Here is a 13,430-nt window from a genome sequence, read left to right on the forward strand (position 1 = left end):
AAATTTTTTCTAAACCAAAAGCACAAAGTTTTAGCTTCTTAATTAAGAACTTGCTTTGCTATGTTGGGCACGTTGGTAAAAATACCGGTTACACCCCAAAGCTTCAATTGAAGCATATCTTCTGGCTCGTCTACCGTATAAACATACACATCCAATCCTGCCTGTTTCGCCGTATTCACAAAATCAGCATTCACCACATCTAATGCAATATTAATAGATTTCGCTTTAAGCTGGCGGGCGCAGTGCGTAGCATCAAGCGCGTAGGTAGCGGTTAATGCGCCAATAGCCACCTGTGGCCATAATGCGCTTATCGCAGCTAACCAATGATGATTAAACGAAGAGATAAGCAATGTATTCGAGTTTACTTGTGCATCTTCCACGGCCTGTTTTACATCTTTCACCCAGGTTTCAGCATTACGTAAGTGTTTTACTTCGATATTGCAAAGCGCTCCATTAGGCAAGGTGGTTAGCACCTCTTCCAAGGTAGGGATAACTTCGCCTTCTCCGGCGTCTAGCTGCTTTAACATAGCCAGTGGAGTTTGTAATAACAACCCTGAACCGTTTGTAGTGCGCCCTAGGGTTTTATCGTGAAACACCACAATGGCGTCATCATGCTGGTAGGTGTCGAACTCTATTCCATCAGATTGCTGCTCGAAGGCTAGCGTGAATGCTTTAAGGGTGTTTTCAGGTGCAAGGGTACTTGCGCCCCTGTGGGCAATAATGAGCATTTAGTCACTGTCCTTGTCTGATTTACCGTGCAGCTTATGGGTATTAAGCGTTTCGTAAATAGAGGCAGAAGTAATAAGAATACCGCCCAAAAGCGTGCTGCCACTGGGGTTTTCATCTAAAAGCAATACGGCAAGAATAACCCCGTAGAAAGGCTGCATACAGGCAATGAGTGAAAAGGTTTTTGCTCGCAAATGACGTAAACTTGCTGCAATTAATGCATGAGGTAACGCGGTAAAAACAGTACCTAATAGCAGAAGCATTAACCATGCACTCATCGGGGCACGTACAATTTCATTACTACCGCTAGGAAGCAAGAAAATAGCAATGACTAAAGTTTGCCACGCCATAGCTTTAGCGCCACTGTATTGTTTAAAGTGTTTTCGATGAATTATGTTTCTGAACGCGTAAAGCACCGCAGAGCCCACGCCAATAAGTACGCCTAAGGTAATGTCATTATCCAGTGACGTTTCAGGCACAATAAAATATACACCCGCAATAACCGTTAGCGCAGATACAATGTCTTGCCATACCAGGCTTACTTTTTCGAAGAACGGCTCTATCAGTACGGTAATCACTGGAAAAGTGAATAGCGCAATCATACCCACCGACACACTAGAGTATTGCATCGCCGCGAAGTAGGTTACCCAGTGAAGGGCCATCAAAATACCTAGCCCTATGGCTATTAGATAATCTTTGCGGCTTGCCAGCGTCAAATTTTCACTAGAAAACTTAAGAAAAAGAAATAACGCGATACAGGCAAATACCGATCGCATTAGTGTGATATCACTGGCACTGAGGGGCACTAAATGTGAAAAAAGCGCGGTACCGCCCAATAAGACAACGGTAAAGTGCAGTGATATCAAACTTCGTTTTACTGCATTCATAAACTAGCTTGTTGTCGCTTGCGTGCCTAAATCAGCGCCTGAGTTATCGCCTAAATCAACGCCCGCATCAGTATTTACTGGCGCGTTCGCAGCAAAAGCCATTGGTTCACCTAAACGGGTTACTTGCCCAGGTGCTAATGCATCAAAATCAATCATGTCTTTTTCGAAACATACCACAATGGTAGAGCCCAACTTAAAGCGACCTAGCTCGTCGCCCTTCGCAAGGTGTACGCTTGCTTCGGTATCTTTCTCGTAAGTCCAGTGTTGTACATTTTTACCTGTAGGTGGCGACACAGTACCAGCCCAAACGGTTTCTATACTGGCAACAATCGTAGCGCCAACCAGTACCATAGCCATTTTGCCTACGGGTGTATCAAATAGCGCCACAACACGCTCATTACGGGCAAACAAGCTTGGAATATTTTGAGCGGTAAGTGGGTTTACTGAGAATAACTCGCCAGGCACATACACCATGTCGGTAAGCGTACCCTCTACCGGCATATGAATGCGGTGGTAGTCTCGAGGGGCTAAATAAATGGTAGCAAATTTTCCGTCTTTAAATGGAGCCGCTAAATCTGGCTTTCCGCCTAATAGGCTGGTAAGGCTAAAATCGTGCCCCTTAGCTTGAAATATACTGTCAGCTTCAATGTCGCCAAATTGACTTACCGTGCCATCTACCGCTTGAATTAACACATCTTCTCGTGGGTCAATGGTGCGAACTTCAGGCTTTAATGGGCGAGTGAAGAAGGCGTTGAAACTGCGGTAATGGGCAGGATCTGAATGCAAAGCCTCGCTCATATCAACATTATATTGCTTGATGAAAAGCTTGATAAGAAACGTAGTGAAACCACCAAGCTCTGCTGCCGCTAATTTGCCTACTAGGCGTGACAACAAATGTTTAGGGGTAATGTATTGTAAGTTTATTTTAAGCCAGTCCAGCACGAAAGCTCTCCATTAAAAAGACAGGTTAATTGTACCCTAACTTATATGCGCGTAAGTAACTTTAAGATTATGTATGCTACAAACTTGGAATAAGCCAGAAGGGGTGGGCTTGTTGAAGTAGTGTCAATATTCTGTTTCAACAAGCCAAACAAAGCGTAAAAATGCGCCTTATGCGCCAGGCGGTTGGCTGTGGCTCGGGCGCTGCTCGTCCATGGTAGTTAGTATTTTGTGGTAGCTAGCAAAACGCTCGGCATTAATTTTTCCTTCGTCTACAGCCTCCCGAAGAATACAGCCAGGATCGTTAAGGTGTTTACAGTCACGGAACTTACACCCGCCTAAGTAATCTCTAAATTCGATAAAGCCCCAGGTAATTCGTTCGGTAGGAATGTGCCATAAGCCAAACTCACGGACGCCAGGGGAATCAATTAAATCGCCGCCAGCCGGTAAATGCAGTAGCTTGGCTGCGGTAGTGGTGTGTTGGCCTAAGCCTGAGTTATCTGATACTTCACCGGTAAGTATGTCAGCACCAGGCAAAACTTGATTAATTAAACTAGATTTACCTACACCCGATTGACCTACGAAAACACTGACGTTGTTATCAAGATAGGCATTAAGCTCATCAATACCTTCACCGGTTTTACAGCTGGTGAAAAGTACGTCATAACCTAAGTCGGTATAAACCTTTAATTGCTCATTAATGGTTTCTCTTTCACTTTGTGAAAGCAGCTCCACTTTGTTTAAAACAATAAACGGCGTAATACCAATGTCTTCACAGGCCACTAAATAGCGATCGATAATGTGAGTAGATAATGAAGGCAGGGTAGCGCTTACCACAATAATTTTATCGATATTAGCGGCAATGGGCTTTATACCATCGTAAAAGTCGGGGCGGGTAAGTACTGAATGGCGGTCATTAACAATTTCAATTACACCACGCACACTGCCAGAGTCGGCATCGTCGCCTTTACTAAAAAGCACTTTATCGCCACATACCACAGAGTCAACCGTACGGCGGATATGACACCGTGACACATTGCCTTCGGCGTCTTCAACATCTGCATGTTTACCAAAGCGACCCGTCACCACGCCGCTTATCAGTTGGCTTTCATCTAGCGATGATTGCTTATTGTCACCATGCTTATCTTGCAACCGTTTACTTCTATTGGCTGCGACTTGGCGTTTCTGTCTGTGTGTAAGTTTTGGTTTTTTCGCCACGATTCTTTTCTAGTTCACGTATACTGCGCTTATAATAACGTTTGTAGGGCATGGTTGCCATGCCTCAGTACTAAGAGGAAGCCGATGACAAAGCACGACAGTAATTTAGTGTGGATTGATATGGAGATGACAGGACTCGATCCAGAGACTTGTGTGGTGATGGAAATTGCCACCATAGTGACAGATGCACAGCTAAATGTGCTTGCTGAAGGCCCCGTCATTGCGGTGCATCAGCCTGATGACGTACTTGATAATATGGACGAGTGGTGTACGCGGGTACACGGTGAAACTGGGCTTACTGCGCGTTGTCGTGCGAGTACGATAAATGAAGCTGAAGCCGCCCGTCAAACCATGGCATTCTTGGCTGACTATGTTGATGCAGGCAAGTCGCCTTTGTGCGGTAACACCATAGGTCAAGATAGACGCTTTATGGTGAAGTACATGCCAGAACTAGAAGAATACTTTCACTATCGCAGTATTGATGTGAGCAGCGTAAAAGAGCTAATTAAGCGATGGAAGCCGGAAGTATTAGACGGATTTGATAAAAAGGGTGTTCACCTTGCCCTTGATGATATTCGCGAGTCTATTGAAGAAATGCGCTACTACCGTGAGAAAGTGTTCACGATTTAAGCGGTAAGGGGGCGTTTGTACAAAAAAATCCAATTAATGGTTGCCAAATAAAAATATTTTTGTACAATGCGCACCACTTCAAAACGAAGTGCCTTTTTTTGTATGCGGGAATAGCTCAGTTGGTAGAGCACGACCTTGCCAAGGTCGGGGTCGCGAGTTCGAATCTCGTTTCCCGCTCCAAAAAACTTAGTGTGAATTGAAAAGTTTAGACTATACCAATCTTCAGATGCAAAAGCATCGACTCTATGCGGGAATAGCTCAGTTGGTAGAGCACGACCTTGCCAAGGTCGGGGTCGCGAGTTCGAATCTCGTTTCCCGCTCCAAATTTTATACTTCAAATTACGTTAGCACCATATCAGATTGATTAAAACGACCCCTATGTGGCCGCGACCGGTTCCCGGCGAGCAACAAATCTCGTTTCCCGCTCCAAATTTTATACTTCAAATTACGTTAGCACCATATCAGATTGAATAAAGCGACCCCTATGTGGCCGCGACCGGTTCCCGGCGAGCAACAAATCTCGTTTCCCGCTCCAAATTTTCATATCTTAGTCATCAATTGAAACTATTTTAATTTGATTAATGCGACCCCTGTGGGTCCAGCGAATCTCGGTATAACAAGTGTCAGCCAGTTATCAATTTTATTTCCTACGCAGTAATTCCTAATAGTCGACGGGTTTCTGTTCCTGAAATTGCACCACTATTTAAATTAAGCTTGTTCATTTGTGCCCAGATTGCTAGCAAAAGCGCGTTAGCAAGCTCACAAAAGCGCAGATGAATGTAAATTTCCTTCCGGAATACGTATAAAAAGACCTTAAATTTTGAATGGGTTTTTATTCTTGAGTTATCGCACTTTTTTGGGGCGCGTTTTCACTAATTTGGTGATGCTGGGTAAAACTATCTAAGTATCAATAGTTAAGCTTGCATTAAATGCGGCTATCATTAGCTTTATTTCAAAATTAGTGCATGCATGCGCGATATTAGAGCATATTTATTCAAAAAATATTAAATATTAATGTGTTTTTGCTTTAGAATGCGCGCCGTTTACGGCACAGATTCTGCTACGGATCATGCTGAAAATACTGATGCACGTACCCAATAATAAAATTAATGGGTACTAGATAGAAGCCCCGCCAGGAGAAAACACAAGCATGCATTATAAAGGCAGCACTTTCGGGTACTCTTTGGTTGCCGGCGCTGTATTTACTGCTTTAACCAGCAGTGCAGTTGTCGCCCAAGAAGTTACTGTAGATGAAAAACAAGTAGAAACAATTGAAGTTACTGCAACACGCCGAAGCGGCACTTTGCAGGAAGTTCCAATTAATATCTCCGCCATAACATCGGACGTGTTGGCCCAACAAAATATTGAAGACCTAGACTCAGTAGCACGCTGGGTACCAGGCTTGACCGTCACCGATCAGGGTGGTCGAAATGATTCTCCTATTATCGTGCGTGGCTTGAATACAAACTCATCTGGACCCGGTTCAGATGGCGGCACGGTAGCAACTTACTTTGGCGAAATACCGCTTTTCCTTAACATGCGTTTACTCGATGTAGACCGTGTTGAAGTACTGATTGGGCCACAAGGCACCTTATATGGCGCTGGCACACTTGGTGGTGCCATTCGCTATATTCCAAAAGCAGTTGATTTAGATTTTACCACGGCAGAAATTACCGGTGATGTCTTCACCATGGAAGAGAGTAATTCACTAGGTGGCGAGGGAAGTTTCGTATTCAACGCGCCTATTATTGAAGGTGAGTTGGGTGTTCGTGCATCACTAAACTACTTCAATAACCCTGGTTTTATTGATTACAACTACGTTGTACAAGAAGGTGGGGTTTCACTGCCCGATCCTGATTGGACTGACAGCACTGCCATCAGCGATAACTTACGCCAAGTGGAAGATGCTAACGGTGAAGACACGCTAACAGGCCGAATTGCGGTACGTTGGTTACCCACCGACACCATAGACGCTACGCTTACCTATTTCTTCCAAACACAGGATGTAGAGGGCCGTTCAATCAGCCACTACAATGCGTTGTCTGATGAAAACGGTTTAAGTGCGTTAGTCGGTAAATACGAGTCGGCTTATCGTTATGAAGAGCCGCGTGAAAAAGAAGATTCATTATTAAGCTTAGAAGTAAAAGCCGATCTTGGTTTTGCTGAATTAGTGTCGGCGACGGGCTACTCGAAATTTGAATCAGACGGTCAACGTGACCAAACTGACTTACTTATTCGCTTAGACTACAGCTACGAAGAATTCCCAGCGTTTTCTTCTTACACGGAAGAATTATCGGAACGCTCTACGCTTACCCAAGAAGTTCGCTTAGTGTCGCTAGACGATGGTCCACTATCGTGGATTGTGGGTGGTTTCTATTACGACACTGATAGTGAAGGCACCAGTAAAGAATTTACTCCTAACTTTGACGTGTATGCCATTGAAGTATGGGGCGTTGAAGGTAACTATCGCCCAGATAGCCTTGAATACTTCTCTGCTGACGAAATTGATATTACTGAAAAAGCACTTTTCGGTGAGCTAACTTATGAAATTACCGATAAGTGGGATGCCACTATTGGTTTACGAGCTTATGATTATGAAGTGTCAGCACGCTCGGGCGTAGATTTGCCACTTTATTACTCTGTATTTGAAGGTCGTGCTTCTGATTCTATCGATTTAGAATTAACCGAAGCACCTACTGAAGATGACAGCGGTACGTTATTTAAATTTAATACGAGTTACAAATTCACTAGCGATACCATGGCCTACGCGACAATCAGCGAAGGTTTCCGTATTGGTGGTGCTAATGGTGCACCAGCGTGCCCAGACAACGTTGATGATTTGAATAACCAAATAGTGTGCGCATTACCTGATGAGCAAACTTACGGTGCAGATACTACGACCAACTATGAGCTTGGCGTTAAAACCAACTTCTTCAACAACAAACTTCAGGTTAATACCTCTTTGTTCTATGTTGATTGGGAAGACCCACAAGTTACTGGTGCAACTGTAAATGGTCAGCAAACCATTACGGTTAATGCTGAAGGCGCTGCATCTAAAGGGCTAGAGTTGTCGTTACGTGGTCGCGCAAATGACTACTTAACCATGTATGCCACGTATGCCCATACTAAAGCAGAGCTAACCGCTGATGCGCCATTCTTGTTTACAGCCCAAGGTGAAGCGGGAACTGAACTACAAGATTTTTATGATGGTAAAGACGGGGATCGTCTGCCAGGTTCAGCCGAGCATCAATTTTCATTTGGTATGACTTACAGCCAAGAAGTATTTGGCGATAAAATGCTAGATGTGAACTATGGTATCACTGCACAAAGTGATATCTACACAACGGTTGGTTTACGCCAGGATGGTGAAGCGTTACCAGGTTATGCTATCAGTAACTTGAATGCGCGTATTTCATCTGAAACTTGGTCGGTAACCTTGTACATCGACAACCTGTTCGACAAATATGCATTTGTGTCTACACGACGTAACGTAAGTGATATTGGCGAAGGTGTATACGACAGTGTACTTCAACCAAACGGCACTGAATTAAGCCGTAACTACGGCCATTACATATTGACGCCGCGTACCGTAGGCCTGAAGTTCAACTACAAGTTTGATATGTAGTAGTATTACTTATAGTACTTATTAAAGGCACTCCATGGAGTGCCTTTTTTTCAGGTTTATGATGATTAACGTTAGCAAAAAATATCAACGAAAAAACAATTACCACAAACAGTATTGACGATACCGCTATGACATACAAAAATGATAGATAAACAACAGCATTTCAATGTGGCTACCACAGCCATTAGCAAACGAGACTATACGTCAGCACATAAAGCCTGCGTAGAGGTTATTCAGACCTTTGGCGACGACCCTCATGCTTATTTTCTTTTGGGTATCATCCACATTGAAATAGGGCAAATTAATAAAGCGGTTAAATTATTAGAAAAGTCGAATAGCCTTGAGGCTAGAGCCCTGACTTATGCTTATCTCGCCAAATGCTTTGCACTCACTGGCGATCTTAACCTTGCCCAAGCCGCCGCTAAAAAGGCCCCACCAACGTCCCTGACGCGAGCGCTAGATTTAGATACCGTGGGCGTAGCGTTAAGCAGAGTAGGCGACCATGAAGGTGCGCTTTCTTATTTTAAACGAGCGTTATCTATTGATAACGACAATCCGCAGTTTCATTATAATTATGGCGTGAGTAGTAAGTTCGCCGGTCATTTTGCGCATGCTAGAGAGCATTTCGAACGCGCAATTTCATTAAACCCCAATTTTTATCAGGCACATTTTGCATTATCAGACTTAGGCGGGGTTACGACTGAGAAAAATCATATCGACCGTTTGCTAGTTGCATCACGCACCTGCGAAAAGCATGTGGAAGGGCGGCTACACATTGGCCATGCATTAGCAAAAGAATATGAAGCGTTAGGGCAATATGATAAGGCTTTTGAAGCACTACGGCACGCCAAAGCGCCTAAACAACAAGCCAGCCAAGATGCCTTTGCAGACTACCAAGCGTTATTCGACTATTTACAGCAGCAAGCGCAAAGCGCTATTGAAGGTATTGACGTAGACGCTGATAAAAGCGCGATTGAGCGTATTAAAGCAATAGGGGCACAAGATGATTCGCCAATTTTCGTCATAGGTATGCCCCGCTCTGGCACTACCTTGGTAGAGCGTATTTTAAGTCACCATAGCCAAGTCGCCTCTGGCGGCGAACTACAAGATTTCGGGGTGGCAGTAAAATCGCTGGCTAATACGCCATCACAACATGTTCTTGATTTAGACACCCTCAAAGCGGCCGAAAACCTTAATATGCAAGAAATTGGGGAATGCTACCTAGCGCGAACCGCTTACCTTAAACAAGACGGACAGCGCTTAGTAGATAAGCTGCCGTTTAATTTCTTTTATGTGGATCTTATTCGCCGTGCATTACCGAACGCTAAAATCATTTGTTTGATGCGAGATCCCATGGATACCTGTGTGGGCAACTATCGCCAGCTATTCTCTATTCATAGCCCATACTACGCGTATGCTTATGATTTAAATGTTGTCGGGCGTTTCTACCTGCGATTTAAAAAGGTAATGGAAGCATGGGCGCAGAAATTTCCTGACAACGTGCATATCCAATCTTACGAAGCATTGGCGACCAACCCTACTCAAGAAGTCCCCAAATTACTTTCGTTTTGCAATTTAACCTGGGAAGAACAGTGTCTACATGTAGAGCGAAATACACTGCCAGTTTCTACGGCCAGCAAGGTACAAGTGCGCGAAGCAATAAATACTCGTTCGATAGGGCGCTGGAAACAGTATGGCGACCAAACTGCATCGCTACAAAAATTGTTAGGCCATTGTTAAAATTACTTGCATCCTTTGCGGTGGGAGCATAACCTCACTGGTCTAACCAGAAGAAAGTGTTTCAGAGAGAAGATTATGTCCGTACCAAACCCCCTTCGCAGCTTTGCGAAAAAAGCCAATACCTATCCAACATGGCTACGCCAGCGTATGCTGACGTGGATGTTCCGGTACAAAGTGAAACTAACGGGTACGGTCAGCATCGATATTCTGGAAACCGATTTGAAATCGGTTACTTTCCGTCAGAAAAACTATAAAAAGGCCCAAAACCATATTGGCAGCGTGCATGCTGCGGCAATGGCATTGTTGGCAGAATCGTCAACGGGCTTTGTTGTGGGTGTTAACCTACCTGGTGACAAATTACCGCTTATCAAAGAAATGAATTTTAAATATGTGAAGCGCGCCCAAGGTGATATGCACGCAGTGGCGCACCTTACAGATGAACAAATAGCGTTGATGCAAACTCAAGAAAAAGGTGAGGTGACGGTAGCCGTTAAGGTAACAGATGCCCAAGGTATTGAACCGGTTCTGTGTGAAATGGTTTGGGCTTGGGTGCCGAAAACCAGGAAGTAGTACCTGCCCTACATGCCGTAATCAGAATGCGCGTTAGTACTAAGTGTGCGTTACTTATGTAGCGCGCTTCTCTATCGGTGCATTTTACAGTTTTGTTAAGTTTTCTTTTATCACGTTTTTCTGTTTGACAGCATTGTTGATCCCAACTATCTAATTATCAGTGTAATGAGCCAAGCGGCACAGTCGCGCGGTTAATGGTTCCTCATCGGCAGCAGATGGGGAGTATGATAATAGCTAGACAGGCTGAGATAGGGGGTCATATGACAACGTTATCCAGAGAGAAACTGATTAACCGTCCGTTTGCTGATAAAAAGCATTACCCTTATGGTTTTGCACGCTCCGGTGATTTTTCAATTTCTGAAAGCAAGTTATTGCAAGCCCATGGTAGTTTGTTTGCAGCCTTAGTCGATGGCAAGATTGAACCAAGTTCAGACATTGAAATAAATTATCTTAATGCTGCGTTGGGGCAATGTGAGCCACAAACGCCTCAGGCCAAAGCATGGGTCAAATATCAAACCCGAATCAATCGGCCAAAAGCGGCCAGTATTTATGGTTCTAAGCGTGCTGTAACAGAATATGCAGACGATAATATGGGAATAGATGATAATAGTGACCTTGAAATAGACATTGATGACGATTAGTTGTTAATTTCTTGTGAAGGCTATCCTAATAATAGCTATTAATTTCACCAAATCGAAAGATTCATCCTAATTATCTTGAATATTGGGATATATATCTCACTTTTGTGCGGTTTGGTGTTTTATCTTCCTACTTCCTTCGTTATAGTCCGCTCATCGTCAACATTCGCTGACAATACACCAAACCGATACAGGAGATAGTACTGTGAAAATGATGTCGGGCGCTGCCATGGTGGTAGAAGCGCTAAAAGATGTAGGAGTAACACATGTGTTCGGCTACCCCGGTGGTGCCGTACTAGACATTTATGACGCTTTATATGCGCAAGAAGATGTCGAACATGTCCTCGTACGTCATGAACAGGCAGCCGCTCATATGGCGGATGGTTATGCACGTTCAACAGGCAAAACCGGCACAGTCCTCGTCACCTCAGGCCCAGGTGCAACCAATACCATTACCGGTATTGCTACCGCTTATATGGATTCAATTCCAATGGTTGTGTTGTCAGGCCAAGTTCCTTCAAAGCATATCGGTGAAGATGCTTTCCAAGAAACCGACATGGTGGGGTGTTCTCGCCCTATTGTTAAGCACAGCTTTTTAGTTAAGCGTGCCGTAGATATTCCAGAAGCGATTGCAAAAGCCTATTACATTGCAAACACGGGCCGTCCAGGTCCAGTGGTAGTCGATTTACCTAAAGACATTGTAAATGTTGCTGAAGATCATCCTTATGTGTTCCCAACTGATGTAACCATGCGTTCGTATAACCCAACCGAGCGTGGGCATACTAAGCAAATTAAGAAAGCGGTCGCTTCATTGATGAAAGCCGAACGTCCAGTACTTTATGTTGGTGGCGGTGCGGTTACTTCTGAAGCGTCATCACGTGTTATTGAATTAGCTGAGAAGTTGAATGCACCGGTTACCTGTACGCTTATGGGCTTAGGCGCCATGCCTGGCACACACGAGCAGTTCGTGGGGATGCTAGGTATGCATGGCACACTTGAAGCAAACAAAACCATGCATAATGCCGATTGCATTATTGCCTTAGGGGCACGTTTTGATGACCGCGTTACCAACAACGTAGATAAATTCTGCCCGCATGCCGATATTATTCACGTAGATATTGACCCTGCGTCTATTTCTAAAACCATCAACGCGCATATTCCAGTGGTTGGCTCGGTAGATAAAGTACTCGACCAAATTTTAGAACAGCTGGTTAATAAAGACCTATCTGGTCAAAAAGAAAAGCTAGCCGATTGGTGGCAACAAATTACTCAGTGGCGCTCTCGTGAATGTCTGAACTACGAGCAAGGCGATACGGTAATCAAGCCTCAGCAAGTTATCGAGTCTATTTATAAGCACACCAATGGTGAAGCTTATGTTAGCTCTGACGTAGGTCAGCATCAGATGTTTGCGGCCTTGTATTATCCATTTGATAAGCCTCGCCAGTGGATCAACTCAGGTGGCTTAGGCACCATGGGCTTTGGTTTGCCAGCAGCAATGGGCGTGCAGTTTGCACATCCTGACTCTACTTCTGTAGTGGTAACTGGCGATGGTAGTATTCAAATGAATATTCAAGAGTTGTCTACCTGTTTGCAGTACAACCTGCCGATTAAAATCATTACTTTGAACAACCGAGCGCTAGGCATGGTTCGCCAGTGGCAAGATATGATTTATAAAGGTCGTCACTCGCATTCATACATGGACTCTATGCCAGACTTCGTGAAACTTGCTGAGTCTTATGGCCATGTAGGTATCAAAGTAGATAAATTAGACGAATTAGATGCAGCTATGGAGAAATGTTTCAGTCTTACAGATCGCCTCGTGTTTATGGACATTGCGGTAGACCAAAACGAGCACGTGTATCCAATGCAAATTAAGTTTGGCGCTATGGATGATATGCGCTTAAGTAAGACGGAGCGAACCTGATGAAACGTATTATTTCAGTATTAATGGAAAACGCCCCTGGCGCGTTATCACGTATTGTGGGTGTTTTCTCACAGCGCGGCTACAACGTAGACTCGTTATGTGTAGCACCTACTGACGATGGCAGCTTGTCGCGTCTTACCATCATTACTCATGGTGATGATAAAGTCATTGAGCAGATTACTAAGCAAGTGAATAAGCTTATTGATGTGCTTAAAGTGGTAGACCTTACTGAAGGCACGCATATTGAGCGCGAGTTGATGCTAATTAAAGTGGCTACTCGCACTGAATCAGTACGTGCTGAAGTAAAGCGCAATAGTGATATTTTCCGTGGGCGCATCTTAGATGTTCATGCGAATAACTACACCATTGAAATCACGGGTACTACAGACAAACTAGATGCTTTTGCGGCCACCATGGCTCAATGTGCTGAAGTGATTGAATCATCACGCACCGGCGTGTGTGGTTTAGCACGCGGCGAGCGCGCGTTGCGCCCGTAACAGGTAATCACTAAGTAAGTTTATTGATAATGTACC

At 44.2% G+C, this 13,430-nt stretch carries 11 protein-coding genes and 2 tRNA genes; 9 read left to right on the top strand and 4 right to left on the bottom strand.

All coding sequences use genetic code 11. The features are described from left to right. Nucleotides 1–38 precede the first annotated feature (38 nt). From AVL57_RS02255 to rsgA, 4 genes are all read right to left on the bottom strand, one after another. Nucleotides 39–728 (bottom strand): glycerophosphodiester phosphodiesterase, encoded by a 690-nt coding sequence (locus tag AVL57_RS02255; RefSeq protein WP_057794301.1) that lies wholly within the window; start codon nucleotides 726–728, stop codon nucleotides 39–41. Then, entirely contained in the window at nucleotides 729–1,613 is an 885-nt protein-coding gene (locus tag AVL57_RS02260; protein WP_057794299.1) for a DMT family transporter, read from the bottom strand. Between the two features lie 3 nt (nucleotides 1,614–1,616). After that, entirely contained in the window at nucleotides 1,617–2,555 is a 939-nt protein-coding gene (gene asd / locus AVL57_RS02265; protein ID WP_057794296.1) for an archaetidylserine decarboxylase, read from the bottom strand. 168 nt (nucleotides 2,556–2,723) lie between these two features. After that, nucleotides 2,724–3,770: a small ribosomal subunit biogenesis GTPase RsgA gene (rsgA, locus tag AVL57_RS02270; protein WP_057794294.1), complete on the bottom strand. Its 1,047-nt coding sequence runs from the start codon at nucleotides 3,768–3,770 to the stop codon at nucleotides 2,724–2,726. Between the two features lie 84 nt (nucleotides 3,771–3,854). Here rsgA and orn point away from each other — a divergent pair, with 84 nt between their 5' ends. From orn to ilvN, 9 genes are all read left to right on the top strand, one after another. Further along, nucleotides 3,855–4,400 carry an oligoribonuclease gene (orn, locus tag AVL57_RS02275; RefSeq protein ID WP_057794292.1) on the top strand — a complete coding sequence of 182 codons (546 nt, stop codon included), beginning with the start codon at nucleotides 3,855–3,857 and terminating at the stop codon, nucleotides 4,398–4,400. Nucleotides 4,401–4,504: 104 nt separating this feature from the next. Continuing rightward, nucleotides 4,505–4,580 (top strand) — tRNA-Gly (locus AVL57_RS02280). Nucleotides 4,581–4,647: 67 nt separating this feature from the next. After that, nucleotides 4,648–4,723: transfer RNA gene (locus AVL57_RS02285), tRNA-Gly, on the top strand. Nucleotides 4,724–5,550: 827 nt separating this feature from the next. Then, on the top strand, nucleotides 5,551–8,025 hold the full coding sequence (locus AVL57_RS02290; RefSeq protein WP_057794290.1) for a TonB-dependent receptor: 2,475 nt from the start codon (nucleotides 5,551–5,553) through the stop codon (nucleotides 8,023–8,025). A gap of 141 nt (nucleotides 8,026–8,166) precedes the next feature. Further along, nucleotides 8,167–9,765 (top strand): sulfotransferase family protein, encoded by a 1,599-nt coding sequence (locus AVL57_RS02295; RefSeq protein ID WP_057794287.1) that lies wholly within the window; start codon nucleotides 8,167–8,169, stop codon nucleotides 9,763–9,765. 75 nt (nucleotides 9,766–9,840) lie between these two features. Continuing rightward, on the top strand, nucleotides 9,841–10,335 hold the full coding sequence (locus tag AVL57_RS02300) for a DUF4442 domain-containing protein (RefSeq protein WP_057794285.1): 495 nt from the start codon (nucleotides 9,841–9,843) through the stop codon (nucleotides 10,333–10,335). Between the two features lie 260 nt (nucleotides 10,336–10,595). Beyond that, nucleotides 10,596–10,976 carry a MaoP family protein gene (locus AVL57_RS02305; protein WP_057794283.1) on the top strand — a complete coding sequence of 127 codons (381 nt, stop codon included), beginning with the start codon at nucleotides 10,596–10,598 and terminating at the stop codon, nucleotides 10,974–10,976. A gap of 202 nt (nucleotides 10,977–11,178) precedes the next feature. Further along, nucleotides 11,179–12,897, top strand: a complete 1,719-nt coding sequence (locus tag AVL57_RS02310) for an acetolactate synthase 3 large subunit (protein ID WP_057794281.1) — start codon at nucleotides 11,179–11,181, stop codon at nucleotides 12,895–12,897. Further along, nucleotides 12,897–13,394, top strand: coding sequence for an acetolactate synthase small subunit (gene ilvN, locus AVL57_RS02315; protein ID WP_013785617.1), 498 nt, complete (start codon nucleotides 12,897–12,899; stop codon nucleotides 13,392–13,394). The genes AVL57_RS02310 and ilvN overlap by 1 nt, the downstream gene beginning before the upstream one ends. Nucleotides 13,395–13,430: the final 36 nt, after the last annotated feature.

This window comes from Alteromonas stellipolaris (assembly GCF_001562115.1).
GTDB classification, from domain to species: Bacteria; Pseudomonadota; Gammaproteobacteria; order Enterobacterales; family Alteromonadaceae; genus Alteromonas; species Alteromonas stellipolaris.